Origin of the sequence: Undibacterium sp. RuRC25W (assembly GCF_049339825.1) — a bacterium.
Taxonomy (GTDB): Bacteria; Pseudomonadota; Gammaproteobacteria; order Burkholderiales; family Burkholderiaceae_D; genus Undibacterium.
This window is the reverse complement of record NZ_JBMPPD010000002.1, coordinates 230,131-250,009: the sequence shown is the minus strand read 5'-3', so window position 1 is coordinate 250,009 and position 19,879 is coordinate 230,131. Positions and strand designations below refer to the sequence as shown.

Annotated in this window: 20 protein-coding genes; 13 read left to right on the top strand and 7 right to left on the bottom strand. The window is 48.1% G+C overall.

The window, feature by feature from the left end; translation table 11 throughout:
* Positions 1–93: IS3 family transposase (locus ACO0KV_RS02270; RefSeq protein ID WP_423039490.1), on the top strand; the 93-nt coding region annotated here is incomplete at its 5' end.
* Positions 94–173: 80 nt separating this feature from the next.
* Here the strand turns inward: ACO0KV_RS02270 and ACO0KV_RS02265 are convergent.
* A complete protein-coding gene (locus tag ACO0KV_RS02265) occupies positions 174–1,667 on the bottom strand; it encodes a cryptochrome/photolyase family protein (protein WP_423039468.1) in 1,494 nt (497 codons plus the stop codon).
* A 431-nt stretch (positions 1,668–2,098) separates the two neighbouring features.
* Here ACO0KV_RS02265 and ACO0KV_RS02260 point away from each other — a divergent pair, with 431 nt between their 5' ends.
* The 6 genes from ACO0KV_RS02260 (at position 2,099) to ACO0KV_RS02235 (ending at position 6,945) form a co-directional block, all read left to right on the top strand.
* Entirely contained in the window at positions 2,099–2,719 is a 621-nt protein-coding gene (locus tag ACO0KV_RS02260; RefSeq protein ID WP_423039488.1) for a YqgE/AlgH family protein, read from the top strand.
* A gap of 5 nt (positions 2,720–2,724) precedes the next feature.
* Positions 2,725–3,132: a Holliday junction resolvase RuvX gene (gene ruvX, locus ACO0KV_RS02255; protein WP_423039466.1), complete on the top strand. Its 408-nt coding sequence runs from the start codon at positions 2,725–2,727 to the stop codon at positions 3,130–3,132.
* On the top strand, positions 3,129–3,644 hold the full coding sequence (gene pyrR, locus ACO0KV_RS02250; protein WP_423039464.1) for a bifunctional pyr operon transcriptional regulator/uracil phosphoribosyltransferase PyrR: 516 nt from the start codon (positions 3,129–3,131) through the stop codon (positions 3,642–3,644). Before ruvX ends, pyrR begins: the two co-directional genes overlap by 4 nt.
* The gene (locus ACO0KV_RS02245) at positions 3,637–4,611 is read left to right on the top strand and encodes an aspartate carbamoyltransferase catalytic subunit (RefSeq protein WP_423039462.1); all 975 of its coding nucleotides are present in this window, start codon (positions 3,637–3,639) and stop codon (positions 4,609–4,611) included. The genes pyrR and ACO0KV_RS02245 overlap by 8 nt, the downstream gene beginning before the upstream one ends.
* Before the next feature lie 78 nt (positions 4,612–4,689).
* Positions 4,690–5,976 carry a dihydroorotase gene (locus tag ACO0KV_RS02240; protein ID WP_423039460.1) on the top strand — a complete coding sequence of 429 codons (1,287 nt, stop codon included), beginning with the start codon at positions 4,690–4,692 and terminating at the stop codon, positions 5,974–5,976.
* A gap of 234 nt (positions 5,977–6,210) precedes the next feature.
* A complete protein-coding gene (locus tag ACO0KV_RS02235) occupies positions 6,211–6,945 on the top strand; it encodes a lysophospholipid acyltransferase family protein (RefSeq protein ID WP_423039458.1) in 735 nt (244 codons plus the stop codon).
* Between the two features lie 79 nt (positions 6,946–7,024).
* Here ACO0KV_RS02235 and ACO0KV_RS02230 read toward each other — a convergent pair whose 3' ends face one another.
* The 5 genes from ACO0KV_RS02230 to ACO0KV_RS02210 form a co-directional block, all read right to left on the bottom strand.
* Entirely contained in the window at positions 7,025–9,895 is a 2,871-nt protein-coding gene (locus tag ACO0KV_RS02230; RefSeq protein ID WP_423039456.1) for a DUF1631 family protein, read from the bottom strand.
* Between the two features lie 355 nt (positions 9,896–10,250).
* Entirely contained in the window at positions 10,251–11,075 is an 825-nt protein-coding gene (locus ACO0KV_RS02225; protein ID WP_423039454.1) for a symmetrical bis(5'-nucleosyl)-tetraphosphatase, read from the bottom strand.
* Between the two features lie 7 nt (positions 11,076–11,082).
* Entirely contained in the window at positions 11,083–12,189 is a 1,107-nt protein-coding gene (gene hemH, locus ACO0KV_RS02220; RefSeq protein ID WP_423039452.1) for a ferrochelatase, read from the bottom strand.
* Between the two features lie 20 nt (positions 12,190–12,209).
* The gene (gene recN / locus ACO0KV_RS02215) at positions 12,210–13,856 is read right to left on the bottom strand and encodes a DNA repair protein RecN (RefSeq protein ID WP_423039450.1); all 1,647 of its coding nucleotides are present in this window, start codon (positions 13,854–13,856) and stop codon (positions 12,210–12,212) included.
* Positions 13,857–13,966: 110 nt separating this feature from the next.
* Positions 13,967–14,860: an NAD kinase gene (locus ACO0KV_RS02210; RefSeq protein ID WP_423039448.1), complete on the bottom strand. Its 894-nt coding sequence runs from the start codon at positions 14,858–14,860 to the stop codon at positions 13,967–13,969.
* A 74-nt stretch (positions 14,861–14,934) separates the two neighbouring features.
* On the opposite strand from ACO0KV_RS02210, the gene ACO0KV_RS02205 reads away from it, so the two are divergent.
* Genes ACO0KV_RS02205 through ACO0KV_RS02195 form a run of 3 tightly spaced genes read left to right on the top strand, consistent with a single transcriptional unit; the run spans position 14,935 to position 17,089 of the window.
* Positions 14,935–15,621, top strand: coding sequence for an HAD family hydrolase (locus tag ACO0KV_RS02205; RefSeq protein WP_423039446.1), 687 nt, complete (start codon positions 14,935–14,937; stop codon positions 15,619–15,621).
* Positions 15,622–15,665: 44 nt separating this feature from the next.
* The gene (gene hrcA / locus ACO0KV_RS02200) at positions 15,666–16,685 is read left to right on the top strand and encodes a heat-inducible transcriptional repressor HrcA (protein ID WP_423039444.1); all 1,020 of its coding nucleotides are present in this window, start codon (positions 15,666–15,668) and stop codon (positions 16,683–16,685) included.
* An 11-nt stretch (positions 16,686–16,696) separates the two neighbouring features.
* Positions 16,697–17,089 (top strand): response regulator transcription factor, encoded by a 393-nt coding sequence (locus tag ACO0KV_RS02195; RefSeq protein ID WP_423039442.1) that lies wholly within the window; start codon positions 16,697–16,699, stop codon positions 17,087–17,089.
* 131 nt (positions 17,090–17,220) lie between these two features.
* Here the strand turns inward: ACO0KV_RS02195 and fur are convergent, their stop codons facing one another.
* Positions 17,221–17,652: a ferric iron uptake transcriptional regulator gene (fur, locus tag ACO0KV_RS02190; protein ID WP_423039440.1), complete on the bottom strand. Its 432-nt coding sequence runs from the start codon at positions 17,650–17,652 to the stop codon at positions 17,221–17,223.
* 76 nt (positions 17,653–17,728) lie between these two features.
* On the opposite strand from fur, the gene ACO0KV_RS02185 reads away from it, so the two are divergent.
* From ACO0KV_RS02185 to ACO0KV_RS02175, 3 genes are read left to right on the top strand one after another with little or no spacing between them, the layout of a single operon-like run.
* A complete protein-coding gene (locus ACO0KV_RS02185) occupies positions 17,729–18,292 on the top strand; it encodes an outer membrane protein assembly factor BamE (protein ID WP_423039438.1) in 564 nt (187 codons plus the stop codon).
* Between the two features lie 12 nt (positions 18,293–18,304).
* Positions 18,305–19,111, top strand: a complete 807-nt coding sequence (gene dapB / locus ACO0KV_RS02180) for a 4-hydroxy-tetrahydrodipicolinate reductase (protein WP_423039436.1) — start codon at positions 18,305–18,307, stop codon at positions 19,109–19,111.
* Between the two features lie 7 nt (positions 19,112–19,118).
* Positions 19,119–19,793 carry a MotA/TolQ/ExbB proton channel family protein gene (locus ACO0KV_RS02175; RefSeq protein WP_423039434.1) on the top strand — a complete coding sequence of 225 codons (675 nt, stop codon included), beginning with the start codon at positions 19,119–19,121 and terminating at the stop codon, positions 19,791–19,793.
* The last annotated feature ends 86 nt before the right edge of the window (positions 19,794–19,879 follow it).

Here is a 19,879-nt window from a genome sequence, read left to right as displayed (position 1 = left end):
ACCTATATTCGATACTATAATCATGACCGCATCAAAATGAAATTAAAAGGGCTGAGTCCTGTGCAATACAGAAATCAGCCCTTAGTAGCATAGCAATTAAACTGTCCAACTAAATGGGGTCAGTTCATTTCCTGCTTTTTTTATTGCCTACGTTAAATGATTATTTTCAGTTTTCAGTCTTCAAGCGGAGAAGTCTCGTCGCTTTTTTTGACAACTGCATAGCGCACCAGCGTCGCTTTTCTGGCAAGATCATGTTCGACAATCGGATACGGATAGGTGTCACCCAACTTCACCCCTGCTTGTTGCAAGAGTAACGGCCCAGCTTTCCAGGGCGCGTGAATCGAGCGCTTATCTAGCTTACTTAATTGCGGCAGATAGCGGCGGATGAATTTTCCTTCGGCATCAAATTTTTCGGATTGAGTGATCGGGTTGAAAATGCGGAAATACGGTTGTGCATCACAACCCGAAGACGAGGCCCATTGCCAGCCACCGTTGTTAGCAGCTAAATCAAAGTCATTGAGTTTTTCTGCGAAATACGCTTCGCCACGACGCCAGTCGATACCCAGATCTTTGATCAAAAAACACGCCGTCACCATCCGCAGACGGTTATGCATGTATCCCGTTTGATTGAGTTGCAGCATTGCCGCATCCACTAAAGGATAGCCAGTACGACCTTCGCACCATGCACGGAAGTTGGTGTCAGCTACATCACCCTGTTCCCACTGGATTGCGTCATAGGCAGGTTTGAACGCTGATTTTTCGACGCGTGGATGATGATGCAGAATCATAAAATAAAAATCCCGCCACACCAATTCATTGAGCCAGATTTGCGCACCCTGATGATTGCCGGTACGGACTTGCTGCATGGCTTCGCGCACCAGATGGCGCACGCAGACAGTGCCAAAACGTAAATGTACAGATAAGTAGGACGGACCTTTTACCGCTGGAAAATCCCGCGTCACATCGTAGTCTTTCATCCGGTTCACGAAATCTTCAAACAGTTGTCGGCCGCCAGACATCCCCGCTGGTAAATTGATGGAATGTATTTCTGCCTCCGCGAAGCCCATCGCTGCCAGTGAGGGTATCGGTGTCGTTGGAACAGCATGCAATCTGTCAGCGTACGTTTCTATCGGATAAGCACGTGAGTAAAAGTCATCCGACTGCGCGTAGAACTTTTTGAGCCACGCATTTTTGTATGGCGTGAAAACAGAAAAGGGCGTATTGGACAACGATAAGACCTCGCTTTTTTCAAAAATCACCTGATCTTTGTAGCTGAACATCTCGCAGGACATTTCTTTCAATGCTTGCCGTACCTGCGTGTCGCGTTCGATCGCCGCAGGTTCATAGTCATGGTTCACAAAAACGGCTTTGGCCTGTAACTCGGCAGCTAATGCTGGAATCTCCGTCATTGCTTCGCCGTAACGAACAACCAGGCTACCACCCAGTGCTTGCAGCGATTGCTGCAACTCCAGGACACTGTCATGGATGAATTTGACGCGTCGATCATTGGTGGGCAAATGATCAAGGATCGCTTTGTCAAAGATGAATACGCCAACGACAGCCTTGCTCTGACGCAATGCATGATAAAGCGCTGCATGATCAAAGCTGCGCAGGTCACGGCGGAACCAAACTAGCGAGAGGGGTAACTGAGAAGTGAGTTCGCTCATGAAATACTTAAGTGAGTATTGCTGGATGGGAGAAAAATACAGATTCAGTATGGCAATCCGATGTCGTTCAAATTATAGCGAGTCTGTCGAGATCCCGCCGAGACAAGATTGCGTTCAATTTCCAGGATGGGTTTTTATTTGGCTTCCCTGTGACGATATATTTCATTTGCAGTTTGCAAGCTAGTACGACAATCACGCCGCATAGCGAGTTTCAACATGCATGAAAGAAATAAGTTCGTGCTTGGGATGTATGTTTGCCGTTAGGGAAATGTCTTAAATAAACTGAATTTATGGTTTCAATTGCAATAAATGGTTGTACTTAGCCCTTGCTATACATCGAAAAACCACGCCAAAAATGCTAGAATACGGGAATGGTGAAGCAAATAAAATCCCCTCAAACAGACTTAAGCGATAACAAGTCCGCATCCTCAATGGCGCTATCAGACAAAGATGAATCTGCAACGGTGGAACAACCATTGATTGCCGAGCTTAATCTGACAAATCATTTTCTGATCGCGATGCCTGGTATCGAGGATCCGGTATTCGGCGGCTCTGTTGTGTATCTCTGTGAACATAACAAACGGGGTGCAATGGGTATGGTGATTAACCGTCCGACCGATATGACGGTGGCTGGTTTATTCGACCGCATTGATCTGAAACTTGAACACATTTCTGACTCACATCCGCTTGGCAAAGAGCCGGTCATGTTAGGTGGCCCGGTACAAGATGATCGTGGTTTTGTCTTACATGCGCCCGTCGGAAAATATACGTCCTCACTCAAAGTGACGGAGGATATTGCTTTTACAACATCGCGTGATGTGCTGGAAGCAATTGCTGCTGGTGACGGTCCTGAGCGCGTACTCATGGCGGTGGGGTATGCCGGATGGGGCGCTGGGCAACTCGAAAAAGAAATCCTGAGCAATAGCTGGCTGACGGTGCATGCGGATCCTGAAATTGTATTTGCGCTACCTCTGGAAGAGCGCTTTAATGCCGCCATTAAGCTGTTGGGTATCGATCCACTGATGCTGGCTCCGATTGCGGGGCATGCCTGATGGGGGTGAGTCCGGTATCCACTCCCGCCCATGGTACGATTCTGGCATTTGATTTTGGCTTGAAACGTATCGGCGTTGCTGTTGGTAATACCTTTCTCAGGCAAGCCGAACCCTTAAGCATTATTCATGCAGCGACCAATGACGGTAAATTTGCCGAAGTCGCTGCACTGATCAACAATTGGCAACCGGTGTTGTGCATTGTGGGCTTACCGATGCATCCTGATGGGGAAGCCCATGAGATGACTCAGCGTTGTACGCGTTTTGCCAATCAATTGCAGGGTCGGTTTAATGTGCCGACTGCGTTGGTCGACGAGCGTTATTCATCGGCAGTACTAGATGGAAAACGCGGGGAATTTATCGACGACGACGCGGCCGCCCTTATTCTGCAACAATATTTTGACGAGAATCCATGACCATACTTGCCCCTTCCCTGAATGCAGAAGCACTGTATCAACAGTTATTGAGTCAGATAAAAACGCATCTGATCTCCGATCCTCACCCTTTAGCGATTGTCGGCATTTATTCAGGTGGTGTATGGATTGCCGAACGTCTGGTCAGTGATCTGGGCATCAGTCACAGCGCTGGTCAGATCGATGTCTCTTTTTATCGCGATGACTACGCCGCCAAAGGTTTGCATGCGAGCGTCAAACCATCGCAGATTCCGTTTGATGTCGATGGCGCGCATATTTTGCTGGTGGATGACGTGCTGTACACCGGCCGCACCACCCGTGCCGCTATCAATGAATTATTCGACTATGGCCGACCGGCGCGCATTCTGCTTGCTGCACTGGTCGATCGCGGTGGCCGTGAGTTACCGATCGCTGCTGATTTTGTTGCCCATGTTGCCCCATTTGAACCCGCTGTCTCTGTAAATCTGCAACGCGCAGAGGATGGCACACTGAGCTTCTCTATTGATCATGCATAATCCTCAACTGAACAAACACGGCGAACTCCAGCATCTGCTGACGATAGAAGGCCTGCCTAAATCGATTATTAATCACATTCTTGATACGGCATCGTCGTTTGTCAGTGTCAGTGATCGTGAAGTCAAAAAAGTTCCACTGATGCGTGGTAAGAGTGTTTTTAATCTGTTCTTTGAAAACTCCACCCGTACCCGCACGACATTTGAGATCGCGTCTAAGCGCTTATCGGCAGACGTCATTAACCTCAATATCGCGGCCTCCAGTACCAGTAAGGGGGAATCCCTGCTCGATACCATCGATAACTTGGCGGCGATGCATGCGGATATGTTCGTTGTGCGTCACGCAACCTCTGGTGCGCCGTTCCTGATTGCCAAGCATCTCAATGATACACGCCAGCACCATGTGCACGTGGTCAATGCGGGTGATGGACGCCATGCACATCCCACGCAGGGTCTGCTGGATATGTACACCATCCGTCATTACAAAAAAGATTTCACTAACCTGACTGTAGCAATTGTCGGTGACGTTTTGCATAGCCGTGTTGCACGCTCTGATATTCATGCATTGACGACACTGGGCGTGCCGGAAGTGAGGGTGATTGGTCCTCGTACTTTGTTGCCAGGTGGTTTAGAGCAGATGGGAGTTCGCGTCTTTACTGATATGAACGAAGGCCTTAAAGGCGTTGATGTCATCATCATGCTGCGTTTGCAAAATGAACGTATGAGTGGCGCTTTATTACCCTCTGCGCAAGAATATTTTAAGAGTTATGGCCTCACACCTGAACGCTTAGCACTCGCCCATCCGGACGCGATTGTGATGCATCCGGGACCAATGAACCGTGGCGTCGAGATTGACTCTGCTGTCGCTGATGGACCGCAAGCCGTTATTTTGCCGCAGGTGACTTTTGGGATTGCTGTACGTATGGCCGTGATGAGTATTGTTGCTGGCAATAGCGGCGGCGACGCTTGAGAGAATAGCTAAACGTAGCATTGAGCCTGCCTGATTGTAGCGATCATGGCGATTGTGGCGATGTACTAGGAATAAAACATGAAAATACAAATACAAAACGGTCGAGTGATTGATCCCGCGAGCGGCAATGATGCCGTGCAAGACGTATTTATCGCGGATGGAAAAATTCTCAGCCTTGGCACTGCACCGGATGGCTTTACCGCCGATCAGGTGATCGATGCGAGCGGACTCGTCGTTGCCCCAGGCTTAGTTGACCTGAGTGCACGCCTGCGTGAGCCAGGGTTTGAGTACAAAGCAACGCTGGAATCCGAGCTGCAGGCAGCGATGCGTGGCGGCGTCACCAGTCTGGTTTGTCCACCGGACACGGATCCGGTGCTCGATGAGGCTGGTCTGGTGGAGATGCTCAAGCAACGCGCGCGGATGCAGAATAAGGCGCACGTCTATCCGCTCGGCGCGCTCACTGTTGGTCTCAAAGGTGAATCACTGACTGAAATGGCAGCGCTTACTGATGCAGGCTGTATTGGGTTCTCACAGGCAGAAGAAACCATCGCCGATACCAACACCTTGCAGCGGGCATTGCAATATGCGGCAACGTTTGGCTACACCGTTTGGTTACGCCCACAAGACCCGTATATCGGCAAGGGGGGTGTTGCACATAGCGGCCCACTAGCGTCGCGTCTCGGTTTATCTGGTGTGCCAGTCATGGCAGAGACAATTGCTTTGCACACCCTGTTTGAGCTCATGCGCGCAACAGGTGCCAAAGTACATCTATGTCGTATTTCATCCGCGGCTGGTCTAGCACTGGTGCGTGAAGCGAAAAAAGAAGGTTTGCCACTTAGCTGTGACGTCGGTGCGCATCATGTGCATCTGACCGATGCGGACATCGGTTTTTTCGATTCCAATGCCAGAATGACGCCACCTTTGCGCAGTCAGCGTGATCGCGACGCCATCAAAGCGGCTTTAGTCGATGGTACGATTGACGCGATCTGTTCCGATCATACGCCGGTCGATGATGATGAGAAATTACTGCCATTTGCTGAGGCATCTGCAGGGGCAACCGGACTAGAATTGTTGTTATCCTTGGCATTAAAATGGGTAGAAGATAGCCGTGGTGATGTGTCACTGAAGCAGGCGTTAGCGGTGATCACCTCTAACGCAGCGCAGGTGGCGGGGATTGATGCCGGTAAACTGGCAGCAGGACAGGTTGCCGATCTGTGTATTTTTGATCCTGCCCAACGCTGGAAAGTCGAATCGAAAGCACTGGTCAGTCAGGGGAAACATACTTTATTTTTAGGGTATGAATTACCAGGTGTGGTCAAATTAACGATGGTCTCCGGTCGCGTTGCATTTAGCACGTTGCAGTAAGCGTTGATACAGATTGGCTCTGGATACGCAGTCGGTCATTTTTCGCGTAGATAGTGATGGTTGACGGATCCCGACAAGGCATTCTCTCTATCGTAGTGAATTTGATTAAAGCATCGAAGTACACATTAATATCGAGAAGCGGGAGTACTGACTTTTTATAGTCCGACTCCCATTTTTTGTGATGAAAATAAACTAAATTATTGATACTTTTTCTGAGTATCTGGTGAGTTCAGCATGCTTTTTTGGTCATTCTTTCGCGTCTTTCTCCATTTACTATCGGGATTGTCGATTTGTATTTTTGTTTTCCCTTTTTTGGATGCAGAGAAGCAACAGCAACGTGTCCGTACTTGGTCGCAACAGCTGCTTGCCATCTGTACGATCGACGTACGCTTTATTGATGCGAGCCGAGGCGAGATCGCTGATCGTGCCATGATCGTCTCGAACCATGTGTCGTGGCTGGATATTTTTGTCATTAATACCTTACATCCTTGCCACTTTGTCGCAAAATCAGATATTCGCCAATGGCCTTTGATTGGTTTTTTATGTGAAAAAGCAGGAACGATTTTTCTGGCACGTGGAAAACAGCGTGAAGTGCGCCGGATTTACGAAGGTCTGGTGCATCAGATCGCAGATGGAAAACGGATCGCTTTTTTTCCTGAAGGAACCACCGCAGCCCAAGGAAAATTATTGCCATTTCATGCCAATCTTTTTGAGGCGGCGATTGAGGCAAAAGTACCTGTTCAACCGTTTGTGGTGCGTTACATTGATGGCCAAGGAAAGTTCCATCCAGCAGCTGATTTTATTGGCGAGATGACATTTGCGCAGAGCATGGCAATCATTCTGAAAGCACCCAGTATGACGGCTGAACTAACACGGTTGCCGGCTATTTCGACAGAGGGCGCACATCGCCGCGAAGTAGCCCAACTAGCCAGAGTAGCGGTACAGCAAACGTTAGGTATTACTGATTAATCGATCTGATTTCTGACTAAAAATTTGTTGCTCAGACTCGTTTTATGGTCACTCTACCTATCGGTTGATATAAAAAATCTTAGATTGCTACAGGGTGCTCTAGGACATCAGCCGAAGTCAGCAGTGCCTGTACTGCCCGCTCAAACAACGGTTCTGCTTCCAGAAAACGTACTCGACCGTGCGCGATCATGCGACGGAACATCCGGACACTGACGAGCGATGGCTTGTCATGTCCTTCCAGATTCAGAACTAAATTGCGTAATTGTGGGTCTACCCAGCTCAATTTTCCGGTGCTTGGTTTACATCCTAAATGCAACTCTAAACTGACGCCTGTTCGTAAGCGTTCTTTAATCATCTCAGGGGTCACGTCTTTTACTGTGGCAGACGCCGCGGTTAAAGGCGTTGTCGTTGTTGACGCTAATTCCTGATCGCAAAGCCGATCCAGCATTTCTACCTGAATATCGAGTTCACGGATTGCCTTATCAAGAATTTCCTGAATTTCCGGTTTTTTCGCTTCGTTGCTCAGTATGTCTTGTGGCATCTCCGCAGGATAGATGAATGGATGGAAATGATGGTGAATCGTGGGCAAGGATAAAGAACGCCCAGGTATATCCGATTTTGTAGTGCGTAATGCGGCCGTATGTGCATCGACAAGCCAGTCAAGCAGTCTTTTTTGATAAGGCTGGTCGCAGTTGATTAAGTTCAAGGCCTCACGGATGCTACTCAGAATAATCGGCAAGAGGACAAATAGTTGCGTGCGGTCTTCGTCCGCTACTTTCGGTACGATACTCCACAATAAATCAGGCACCAATAAGCGGTAGCGGGTGCCACGTTTGGTGTTGTCGCGTTCGACGAGTTCAATCGCTGAGACCCAGGTGTTTTCAAGGAATTCGCGCAAGAAAGGATTGATCGTCAGCTTTTGCAGTGCTTCTTGCATCTGCGCTGCGATGTGGACGATGCGCAGGGTGCGGTTTTGCACTTCTTCGACGGCTTCGATGGTCTTTGCAGTCTGTTTGTCGCTACTTCGTAATTCACGCGCAATGAAGGCGTCAAACTCGTCGAGCATGCGGATGAAGAGCTGAGAGTTTTCACTTTCGTCTTCCAACAAAGTTTCAACGATGCGGCAAATCTCTTGCGTGATGTGAACACCACTTGGATCAACTTGTTTTAATCCTAACGAGATCGAGCCAACCCGGTTAATCAACAGACGGGCCGGATGGCCTTTTTGAGTCAACAGACTTTGATCTCGTAGTGCAATTTTAAGAACCAAGAATTGCAAGCGTCCAAGTTGGGCGCGAATCTCAGCCGGTACCTGATTGTCACTTAGAATAAATTCAAACAACATGGCAACGACGTCAATAGTCATTTGTTCATCGACATTTTCAGTCATGTCGTTGAGCTGTTCACGTTGTTCCAGAATCAGATTGCGGATTCTGCCCAGCGTGTCAAACATATGTTCCGCTGGTGCTGTATGCGTTCTTTGCAATTGTTGAACGGATTGAACGATCCCCGATTCGGAGTTGCGTGGTATCTCCTGATAGCCGCCTTCATCCAATCCCGCTGCCGATCGCAGAGGAAGGCGATGTAGGTTTTCATCTGTTGCTGACCCACTTTTAGAAATGTCATCAACACTTGTTATAGCACCAGAAAAAAGGCCTGTATTTTCATTGAGAGCATTGCTTCGATCCAATGCGTTGCCACCAGTCGCTACACCGGACTCACTTTGAGAAGGGGGTGTTGAGACAGCATTGACAGCGCTGCGCCCACTAAAAATTTGTCGTAGTACTTTACCGATTGATTGATGCTGACCAAGCCAATTAAACTGACTATCAGTCCCCCTTGCTGCAGAATCAACGTCAGAGTCAACGGAATCGCCTTGATGATCACGCTTGCTTTCGCTCGTCCCTGCGGTATGTGGTAATTGTTGAGAAAAAGTAGAACCAAGAGGGACATTTTCATTGAATCTGGGACTGGTGTTTCCACGCCCTCCACTGATGCCGCTTGCCAAATGACGAACTGCCTGCAGCAACTGACTTATTCGGTTTCTGGATTGATCGCTTGCGATTTCTCCAGAGGCAGTGTTATCGACATTGTCGCCAGTAGCCGCGCTACGAGAGTGAGTAAGTGTTTGTTCGCCTTGATGCTGCGCAGTGCGATCATCGGCCGATTGCAACCTACCAGATACCGTGAGGTCATTGTTGATCTCAGGAGTTGCTTGCATCTCATTCTCACCGTTTGGCGTTTCTGCTATTGAATCACCTAAAGCTGTATTCGGATTTTGTGTTTTTTTTAATTTGAATTGCAGCTCAGCAGCGACTCCGTGAGCAGCCATACAATTGTTGATATTCTCGTAAATTGTTGGCACATAACGAGAAAAATCTTCTGCAATCTGTGTTTCAAGAATAGTGCACAGGTCGCGTTCAAGTTGTAATTCGTCGAGTGTATTAGAGATACTGCGTGCAAGTAAATAGGGACGGAATGGATTTTCTCGTTCTTTAATATCGTCTTGTGCGAATAAAATAGCAATGCGGATATTTAAGTCACGAATCTGGTCACTTGCTTCAATTCGAAATTTTTCTGTAATTTCATTGAGCAATAATTCGTCGTCAAAAACATGGGTGTCGACCAGCGATAGGTTATTGCTGTTCAGGCTCAATGCAGACACCGGACGAAACGTATTGTAGGTTGTCTGAAAACTTCTTGTGAGCAGCGTTTCAAGGCTAAGGCTCAATTGTTCAATCAACTCTCGTGATTTGCGCAGGATATTGCAAGCATGGAGATATTGCGTTTGCTGTGCCGAACTGTAAGCGCTTTCCGCTTTTTTGAACAAAGCCTCAATAGTGTATGGCAGTGCTTCTTCTACCGATTTCAAAAACGTTTTTTGAAATTCAGTGCGAACAATGGGAAGAAGTTCATTGGGGTCCATACTTTTACCTGGTGGCTTTGTCATGCGTTTTAAAAATCTACTAACTATTTAAGTCATCGAAAGTATATGCGTATTTATTTAGATAAAATTCCAGAAGGCGGCGATTTTAACATTTTTGACAACTTCATTGTTATTTTTGAAACAAAAAAAGTATCATCTCACAGCCCATCATGACGTAATCAGACCCCAAACGAACGTCGTCGCACGGTTAGCCTCAGCGGAATCGCGACCGAAGATTTCCTTCGGGCAATGGTGTTGGTTTTTTTTAACGCTATTGATATGAACGGGGCTAGCGTTTGCTGGAAAAGCGACAAGCTCTGACAGAACTTATCTTTTGTATATGATGGCAGTTGGCGTTTAACTGTCGTGGGATCGTCGTTTAACCAGGTTTTTGTTGTTGCGGGCAATCAACTTGAATGATCTGGCGATCATTCATTGCGACCGCGGTGAGTTTCCCACCCCAGACGCAACCGGTATCGAGACTGATGAGATTGGGTCGTAGTACTAGCCCCAGCGTTGACCAGTGTCCAAAAACAACGGTGCAATCAGCCGTTGCTCTTGGAAGATCAAACCAAGGGGCATAACCTGCCGGTGCCGCTGCCAACCCATCCTTGCTTGCAAAGTCCATGCGTCCTTCTGCGGAACAGAAACGCATTCTTGTTAAGGCATTCACAATGCAGCGCAGGCGGTCATTGCCCTGTAAATCATCAGACCAAGCTTCTGGTGTATTGCCGTACATCGTGCGCAGAAACGCTAACCAGTCGACACTTTTTAGCATGGTTTCGACTTCGTGCGCGAGGGCCATCGTTTGTTGTGCAGACCAAGAAGGAAATAGTCCGGCGTGAACTAGCAAATGCGCATTTTTCAAGATGGCCATTGGGCGGTGTCGGAGCCAATGCAATAGCTCATCTCTATCTGGTGCTTGTAATATCTGATCCAAGGTGTCGCTTCGGTGACTTGGGCGTATGCCATTGGCGACCGCTAACAGATGTAGGTCGTGATTTCCTAGTACGCTTTCAGCTTGTCCGGTTTGTTGTAATGTGCGGATCAGGCGCAAAGTCTCAAGAGATTTTGGACCGCGATTAACCAAGTCACCGGCAAATAAATAGTAATTGTTAGATGACGTCCGTTCTATCAACGCAATGAGTTCATGCAATTGATCCGCGCAGCCCTGAATATCACCAATAAAATACGTAGTCGACATTGTTGACTCAGTGATCCGCGCCGAGGCGTTTAGCTTCAGCACGACTGATTAACGCTTGTTGTTTTTGCTCTTCGCGCAAACTTGCTGTCATCATCGTTGGCCAGCCAATTAAGTGTTGTTCGGCGATTTCCGCCATGCCGCGCATCCATGCCGGAGATTCGTTGAGACAGGGTATGTAATTAAACTCCTTACCACCCGCATGCAAGAATTCTTCTCGAACTTCCATGGCGATTTCTTCCAGAGTCTCAAGGCAATCGGCAATAAATCCAGGGCAGATGACATCAATACGTTTTACGCCATCTTTAGCAAGTTGTTTCACTGTCGGTGCGGTATAGGGTTGTAGCCATTCTGCACGACCAAGGCGCGACTGAAATGTCACCAGATATTGATCCTTGCTGAGCCCCAGCGATTCAGCGAGCAAACGCGCAGTCTTATAACATTCGCAGTGATAAGGATCACCGCGCATCAGGAACGCTTTTGGCAAGCCATGGAAACTCATGACGAGTTTTTCTGGCCGCCCATAGGTTTGCCAGTGATGCAGTACGGATTGTTTTAAGGCGTCGATGTAGGCCTCATGATCATGATAATTTTTTACCATGCGTAGTTCAGGGACGTTACGCACTTGTTGGTAGTGACTAAACACAGCATCAAAGTTAGAGGCCGTGGTGGTCGCTGAATATTGAGGGTATGCAGATAAAATCAGCAGACGCTCATAGCCTTCCGCTTTGAGTTTTTGTAACACGGAAGGAATAGAAGGAGAGCCGTAACGCATGGCGTAGACGACATTCACATCATGCCCACGTTCGCCTAGATAGCCCTTCAATAGCAAGGCTTGTTTTTCTGTGTGAATTTTTAAAGGAGAACCCTCACTGGTCCAGATCGACGCATATTTTTTTGCAGATTGGCTTGAGCGAAATGGCAGAATGATCAGATGAAGGATAAACCACCAGATCAGGCGCGGTACTTCGACGATACGTCTGTCCCATAAAAATTGTTTTAAATAACGTCTCACCGCTGAGCTTGTTGGCGCATCCGGCGTGCCGAGGTTCACCAAAACAACGGCAGTTTTGCCTATCTTGCCGTGGGAGTAGTTAGGTTCTTTCAGAAAGCGCATGGAATATCTTTACAATAAAATTAAGAGGCCAGTAATTCTCTGGCGTGTTTACGGGTTGTCGCGGTAATCTCTATGCCGCCAAGCATACGGGCAATTTCCTCAACGCGTTGTTTGTTGTCGAGGGGTGATATGGACGAAATAGTTTTTCCTTCTCTATTGGCTTTACTCACCTGGAAATGCTGATTAGCTTGGCTGGCGACTTGTGGTAAATGCGTGACACACAAGACCTGACGATCCTGTCCCAAGCGTTTGAGTAAGCGCCCAACTACTTCAGCAATCCCGCCACCGATACCACTATCGACCTCGTCAAATATCAGCGTTGGCGTTGCTGTGGCGCATGAGGTAATGACGGAAATCGCCAGCGAAATTCGCGCCAGTTCACCACCCGAGGCAACCTTAGCGAGTGGCCGCGCCTGCACGCCGGCATGGCCAGCGACCAAAAACTCGACCTGTTCCAAGCCATAACTGGTGGCATCACACGGATTGAGTGAAACCACAAAACTACCGCCGCTCATGCTCAACTCTTGCATAGCAGCCGTCACAGCCAGGCTTAATTCTTGGGCGATCTTCTTACGAGCGCTACTCAGTTTTTGGGCTGACTTCAGATAGCGTTGTTGTGATTTCTCTTCTTCCGCTTTGAGGGCTTCAATATCAGTGGCATTGGCTAATTGAAGAAGTTGTGCGGACAACGTTGCAAATTCTTCGTGCAATTTTTCTGGCGTAACATGGAATCGTCTTGCTGTTGAATGAATGATTTCAACGCGACTGTCGACTTCGCGCAAACGTGCTGGGTCGAGTTCTGTACGGCTTAAATAATCATTGAGCGCATAGGTCGTTTCTTGTAGGTGAATACAAGCTGACTCCAACGCATCGGTGACGGGTTTTAAAGCGATATCGTAGTCGAGCAGCTTGAGTAATTTTTGTTGTACTGCTGAGAGTTGAGAAAGAACCGGATGGTCAGATTCTGAAATCAACGCAGCGGCCTCTTGTGCCCCATCAAGTAGGCTCGCCGCATGGGCGAGGCGGCTATGTTCTTGGGTGATATTTTCCCATTCACCCGCTTTAATTTGTAACTTATCGAGCTCACCAACTTGCCATTCGAGTCGTTCGCGTTCTTGCAAGACGCTCTTGGCATTGGTTTCAAATTCTTCGCGCTGCTTACTCAGGTTACGCCACGCTTTATACAAAGCAGTTACCTCAATCACTTGCGGCTCAAGACCACCCTGCATATCGAGCAGCGCCCGCTGTGCTTCTGTTTTGAGTAAGGATTGGTGCGCATGTTGACCATGGATATCGACCAGTAGGTCACCCAATTCGCGTAACTGGGTCGCGGTTGCTGTAATACCGTTAATCCACGCTTTTGAGCGGCCGGCATTATCGATGGTACGGCGCAAAATTAACTGCTGTTCCGGATCGCTAAAATCATTGTCTTCCAGCCAATGGCTGACCGCTTGATTGAGCGAAAATTCAGCACTAATATCAGCTTTGGATGCGGATTCTCTGACCATACTGGCGTCACCGCGTCCACCGAGTGCCAGACTGAGGGCGTCGATCAGGATGGATTTTCCTGCACCAGTTTCACCGGTGAGTACACTGAAACCAGAAGAAAATTCCAGCTCTAAAACATCAACAATCACAAAATCACGAATAGCAAGCGTGCGCAGCATAATAGGGGGAGTCTAGTAAAGTTATCGTCGATTAAAAGAAATCATGGATAGTCGTGACTGATCTGAATTACCCATGAATAAGCCCTAAGTGATATTGTAGCAACTGAGGATTAATTCAGTGCGCCTTCCACAGACGGATATTCGTTCCAATGTAATTTTTCCCGCAAGGTATTGTAGTAATTCCAGTCTTGTGGGTGCAAAAATGTGACCGTATGTGTTGATCGCTTAACGACAATCCTGTCTTGATGCATCAGACTAGCAAAGGTTTGCATATCAAAATTCACGCTGATGTCACGGCCAGCAGCAATTTCAATCACCACCTCACTGCTATCTGGTAACACAATAGGGCGGTTCGACAACGCGTGAGGGGCAATGGGCACCATCACGATGCCATTGAGGCTTGGGTGCAGTAATGGCCCACCTGCCGATAACGCGTAGGCCGTCGATCCTGTTGGTGTTGAAACAATCAGGCCGTCTGAGCGTTGGTTATACATAAACAAACCATCGACTTCGACCCGTAATTCAACCATCCCTGATCCCGCACCGCGCGCCACGACAATATCGTTAAACGCCATGCCACTAAAAATCTGATTGCCGTCACGTACGACGATCGCTTGTAAAAGACTGCGGCGCTCAGATACATATTTCCCTTGCAGCATGTCGCTGATAACTGGGATCATACGATCGAGGGGAATATCGGTAATAAATCCGAGTCGGCCTTGATTGATGCCGATCAATGGTACGTTATAGGGGGCAAGTTGGCGCGCAATCCCGAGCATCGTTCCATCGCCACCGACGACAATAGCAGCATCTGCTGTTTTGCCGATGTCAGGGACCGACATGGCTGCGAGACCCTCTAGTTGAATATAGCGGGCAGTTTCTTCTTCCAGAACGACGGTGTGACCAGCCTGGTCCAGAAAGTGTGCCAGCTCGTACATAGAGTCAGTGATGCCGGCAGCATTATATTTACCAACAAGTGCAATCGTTTTAGCCTGAACAGTCATAGAAAATGTGGGGTGACGTGATTCGTCAGATTAGACCATAATTACGCAAAAAATGAACTAACTGAGTGCCTGATATGACAATTAAAGCAGTATTGCTGGATTTAGATGACACCTTATGGCCGGTTGCTCCGGTCATTCAACATGCAGAAGCCACTTTATACGCGTGGATGCAGGAGCATGTACCGAATGTTGTATCGATGTATGACATCAGCTCTTTGCGTGTAAGACGTCAGGCTTTAGTGTCGACGAATCCTCGTTTTAGTTACGATTTGTGGGCGCTGCGCCATCGTTTATTGCAAGATGTGTTTATCGAACAGGGGGAGGATGTCGCCAAGGCCGATACCGCGATGGCGGTGTTTGCTGCCGCGCGCAATGCGGTAGAACTCTATCCGGATGTCACCCCCGCCTTGACAGAATTAGCAACGAGGGTGAAATTGGGGACCATCTCCAACGGGTTTGCCGACCTCCATGCGATTGGCTTGGCACCGCATTTTGAGGTGTCGATTGCTGCGCATCAGTTTGGTTGTGCCAAGCCGGATGCGAGGATTTTTCATGCTGCTTGTGAGAAATTGCGCTTACTCCCAGCAGAAGTGTTGTATGTTGGTGATGATTTATTGTTGGACGTGCAAGGCGCCCAAGCTGCTGGTTTAAAAGCGGGGTGGATGAACAGACGCAGACTTGAGAGTAAAGACTCGCATCATCCGCACATAAAACCAGATGCAGAATTCAACGACTTGCATGATTTGACACAATGGTTGTGAAATTCAGTATGTTCAATTTGTCGGCCCTCGCATAAAATGCAGTCATGCAACTTGATATTCGCGCCCAAACACTCTTAAAAGCCCTTGTAGAACGCTACATCGCTGATGGTCAGCCTGTAGGATCGCGGGCTTTATCTAAAATATCCGGTCTGGAGTTATCTCCTGCAACGATTCGCAATGTGATGGCCGACTTGGAGGAATTAGGATTCGTTGCGAGTCCGCACACCTCAGCTGGCCGGGTACCGACGCCCCGAGGTTATCGTGTATTTGTGGATGAGTTGCTTACAGTGCAAGAAATTGACGAAAGTGCCTTAAGCTCTCGGTTGCAGCCTGGTTTTTTAACGCAACCACCACAAAGAATTATTGCGAATGCAGCGCAAATACTGTCCTCGCTGTCGCAGTTTGCTGGTGTTGTTATGACGCCAAAGACAGAATCTATTTTTCAGCAGGTGGAGTTTCTACGGTTATCGGAAAAGCGGATTTTGCTGGTTGTCGTCGCGCCGTCCGGCGACGTGCATAACAGGCTGTTACTGACTGATGTTGATTACAACTCCGCCCAATTAGTGCAGGCCGCCAATTATCTGAATCAGAATTTTAGCGGCCTGAGTTTCGATCAGGCGCGCCTTAGAATTAATAGTGAGTTACGTCAATTGCAGTCGGATATGACTCATTTGATGCAAGCGGCAGTAGAAGCCGGCAGCGATGCGTTGGCCGAGCAGGGGGACGAAGTGGTGATCTCTGGTGAGCGTAATCTGCTCAATGTGGAAGATTTATCGTCGAACATGAATTCCTTGCGCAAGCTTTTTGACATGTTTGAACAAAAAACCGGATTGATGCAGTTACTCGACGTATCGAGCAAAGCAACCGGTGTGCAGATTTTCATCGGTGGTGAATCGCAATTGGTGCCGATGGACGAGATGAGTATTGTTACTGCGCCTTACGGGGTCAATGGAAAAATCGTTGGTACCTTGGGTGTTATTGGTCCTACACGCATGGCTTATGAGAGGGTGATCCCGATCGTCGATATCACCGCCAAATTGCTTTCTAATGCACTGAGCCAGTAGAAAGGTTGACTATGGCAAATGAAAATGTCTCTATCTTGTTGGTTGACGACAACGATATCACGCGCGAAGTGCTGCGTATTGTGTTGCGCAGTGAGGGGTACAACGTTGTAGGAGAGGCAACGGATGGTGGTGCTGGGCTGGAGATGGCTTTGAAGCTGAGGCCTCACATCATTTTGCTCGACGTGGTGATGCCCAAAGTGAGTGGCCTAGAAGTTCTGCCAAAAATAAAGGATATGTTGCCTGACACGATGGTGCTATTGGTAACGGCTAGCAAAGATAGTGATACGATTTCAGAGGCTGTTGAAGCAGGTATTCATGGATTCATTCTTAAGCCATTCAACGCGCAAAAAATTCTCGAAACCGTTGCTGGTGTTGTCGCTAAGATGAAGCCCGATGCGAGTTGAAGGCTGATCGTTTTAATTGAAATAGGTCAGTAGCACTTGTCGTTTTGCCGTTCTCTATCATCTTAGAATCGAACAGTGCCTGACAAGTGCGCTAACGTGAGTTCAAGAGGGCAAGAGGATATGCCCGAAACTTAACTTTCTTTGTGCGTACAATTTTCTTTGGTACAACTTCCGTAAATCGCCAGTGAGTGATCGGCGATTTTAAAACCGCGCTCTAAGGCAATCGTTTGTTGTCTTTTTTCGATTTCCGCATCAAAAAACTCTTCCACCCGACCACAATCCAAGCAAACCAGATGGTCATGGTGCGACCCTTCGTTCAGTTCAAAAATGGCTTTACCAGTCTCAAAATGATTGCGATGCAGCAATCCAGCTTGCTCAAATTGCGTCAGAACGCGATAAACCGTTGCCAGACCTACATCCATATTTTCATTCAATAGTATCTTGTAGACATCTTCCGCCGTCAGGTGTCTCACCTTGCTATTTTGAAATATTTCAAGGATTTTGAGTCGTGGTAAGGTCGCCTTGAGGCCGCTTGCTTTAAGATTTGTGGTGCTGTTTGTCATGTTTTCGGTCAAAAGATGGCTATCTGCTTTATGATATCGGGTTTTAGGGCATATTGCTCAATTACTGAGGGTACCTATGCGATTGTTGTTTTCGAAATTGAGTCAAGCGAAAGCTTTACGGGTTACAAGTCTGGTGTTACTGATCAGTGTAACTGCCTGCGCTTCTAAAACGCATCTTCTGGCGGACAAGAACGCTACTGCAGCTGACACGGTGCCGAACACGGCAAGTGGAACACAAGTATACACGCCAAGCGGCGCCAAAAAGTTCTTAGGATATATCTCACCTTACCGTATCAGTGTACAACAAGGTAACTTTGTTTCTGAAGAAATGATGGCGCAAATTAAAGAAGGAATGACGCGTGAGCAGGTGCGGTTTGTCCTCGGGACACCGTTGCTGACGGACATGTTCCATGAAGATCGTTGGGATTTCCCATTCCGTCTGACGAAGCCGAAAGGCGAGCAAGTTTCCAGCCTGGTGACGATTTATTTTAAAAATAATACCGTATCGAAATTTGAAGGTGGTAATTTACCAACTGAGAAAGAATATCTGGCACGGATTACAGAATCGGCGTTAGGTCTTGAAAAAGTTGAATCCTTGAACGACCTCGATGGTACGCCGAAGAAAAAAGATAAAAAATAAAGAGAATTCAGCATGACAGTATTGAAAGTAGCGGTAGCTGGTGCCTCCGGCCGCATGGGGCAAATGTTGGTTGAGGCGATCACTGCCGCAGAAGGTATGGCATTGACCGGTGCATTAGATCTCGCGACATCCCCCGCAATTGGCGTCGATGCGGGTGCTTTTTTAGGCAAACCGACTGGTGTTAACATCGAATCGGCGTTATCGGTTGCATTAGCTAATGCCGATTATCTGATTGACTTCACGCGTCCTGAAGGTACCTTAAAGCACCTTGCCTACTGCGCTGAGCACGGTATCAAGATGATTATTGGTACGACCGGCTTTGATGAAGCAGGAAAAGCCGCGATTGCGAAGGCCGCCGAAAAAACAGCCATCGTGTTTGCGCCAAATATGAGCGTTGGGGTTAACGTCACGCTCAAACTCTTGGAAATGGCTGCCAAAAGCTTTTCAACTGGTTACGACATTGAAATTGTCGAAGCGCATCATCGCCACAAGGTCGATGCACCCTCCGGCACTGCCTTAAAAATGGGTGAAGTCATTGCTGATGCGCTGGGCCGTGATCTGAATGAAGTGGGTGTTTTTGCCCGCGAAGGCGTTACCGGTGAGCGCGATCCCTCGTCCATTGGTTTTGCAACGATCCGCGGTGGTGACATCGTCGGTGACCATACCGTGTTGTTTGCTGGCATCGGCGAACGTGTTGAGATTTCACACAAGTCCTCCAGTCGTGTGACATATGCGCATGGCAGTCTCCGTGCAGCACGTTTTTTAGCAGACAAATCTACTGGTTTGTTCGATATGTTTGACGTGCTGAATTTGCGCTAAGTTTGTTATGTCTACTGCGAGCAGCCAATATTGGGAGCAGTCAGATCAGTTTGGTCATGCAATTGCGTATTTGCTGTTGCTTATGTCCTTAGTGAGCTGGACCTTGATTTTAGCTAAGATGTGGTCTTTCTGGCGCGTGCGTAATGCCGCGCCAACGATCAGATCCTTCTGGTTAGCGCCGGGTATTGATGATGCATTGGCGTTGCTACGGCGCGCAGACCGCGAAAAAGTTTTTTTGTCTTTGGCCCACGCCGCTGTGCAAGTAACATCTCATCAGCACCGACTGGCAACGCTGAGCGTGGATAGTGATATCAGCGACGTCCTGACACGGTCGTTGCGGCAGGAATTGCAAGCCGCAACGACCCGTCTCGAAAATGGCCTAACGGTGCTCGCATCGGTTGGCGCGACAGCACCTTTTGTCGGTCTATTAGGCACGGTCTGGGGTATTTATCATGCATTAACCAGCATTTCTGCATCTGGTATGGTGCAAATCGATCAGCTCGCAGGTCCAGTGGGTGAGGCGCTGATTATGACTGCGTTGGGGCTGATGGTCGCTATTCCGGCAGTGCTGGCGTTCAATGCGTTTAATCGGATAAACCGGATCACGCTGGCTGAACTCGATGGATTTGCGCATGATCTGCATGCCCATTTCTGCCGCCTACACCACAATCATGCGGTCTGAGATGCGTTTAGTTCTTTTTGTACTCGGTGCGTGACAATGGCGTTTGGTCAATTTAACGATCACGGAAGTACATCCGCCAAGCCTCT

Excerpts from the sequence above, each read along its gene's own strand:
- ACO0KV_RS02265 (WP_423039468.1), bottom strand. The coding sequence starts at position 1,667 with ATGAGCGAACTCACTTCTCAGTTACCCCTCTCGCTAGTTTGGTTCCGC.
- ACO0KV_RS02260 (WP_423039488.1), top strand. The coding sequence starts at position 2,099 with ATGGCGCTATCAGACAAAGATGAATCTGCAACGGTGGAACAACCATTG.
- pyrR (WP_423039464.1), top strand. The coding sequence starts at position 3,129 with ATGACCATACTTGCCCCTTCCCTGAATGCAGAAGCACTGTATCAACAG.
- ACO0KV_RS02245 (WP_423039462.1), top strand. The coding sequence starts at position 3,637 with ATGCATAATCCTCAACTGAACAAACACGGCGAACTCCAGCATCTGCTG.
- ACO0KV_RS02240 (WP_423039460.1), top strand. The coding sequence starts at position 4,690 with ATGAAAATACAAATACAAAACGGTCGAGTGATTGATCCCGCGAGCGGC.
- ACO0KV_RS02235 (WP_423039458.1), top strand. The coding sequence starts at position 6,211 with ATGCTTTTTTGGTCATTCTTTCGCGTCTTTCTCCATTTACTATCGGGA.
- ACO0KV_RS02230 (WP_423039456.1), bottom strand. The coding sequence starts at position 9,895 with ATGACAAAGCCACCAGGTAAAAGTATGGACCCCAATGAACTTCTTCCC.
- ACO0KV_RS02225 (WP_423039454.1), bottom strand. The coding sequence starts at position 11,075 with ATGTCGACTACGTATTTTATTGGTGATATTCAGGGCTGCGCGGATCAA.
- hemH (WP_423039452.1), bottom strand. The coding sequence starts at position 12,189 with ATGCGCTTTCTGAAAGAACCTAACTACTCCCACGGCAAGATAGGCAAA.
- recN (WP_423039450.1), bottom strand. The coding sequence starts at position 13,856 with ATGCTGCGCACGCTTGCTATTCGTGATTTTGTGATTGTTGATGTTTTA.
- ACO0KV_RS02210 (WP_423039448.1), bottom strand. The coding sequence starts at position 14,860 with ATGACTGTTCAGGCTAAAACGATTGCACTTGTTGGTAAATATAATGCT.
- ACO0KV_RS02205 (WP_423039446.1), top strand. The coding sequence starts at position 14,935 with ATGACAATTAAAGCAGTATTGCTGGATTTAGATGACACCTTATGGCCG.
- hrcA (WP_423039444.1), top strand. The coding sequence starts at position 15,666 with ATGCAACTTGATATTCGCGCCCAAACACTCTTAAAAGCCCTTGTAGAA.
- ACO0KV_RS02195 (WP_423039442.1), top strand. The coding sequence starts at position 16,697 with ATGGCAAATGAAAATGTCTCTATCTTGTTGGTTGACGACAACGATATC.
- fur (WP_423039440.1), bottom strand. The coding sequence starts at position 17,652 with ATGACAAACAGCACCACAAATCTTAAAGCAAGCGGCCTCAAGGCGACC.
- ACO0KV_RS02185 (WP_423039438.1), top strand. The coding sequence starts at position 17,729 with ATGCGATTGTTGTTTTCGAAATTGAGTCAAGCGAAAGCTTTACGGGTT.
- dapB (WP_423039436.1), top strand. The coding sequence starts at position 18,305 with ATGACAGTATTGAAAGTAGCGGTAGCTGGTGCCTCCGGCCGCATGGGG.
- ACO0KV_RS02175 (WP_423039434.1), top strand. The coding sequence starts at position 19,119 with ATGTCTACTGCGAGCAGCCAATATTGGGAGCAGTCAGATCAGTTTGGT.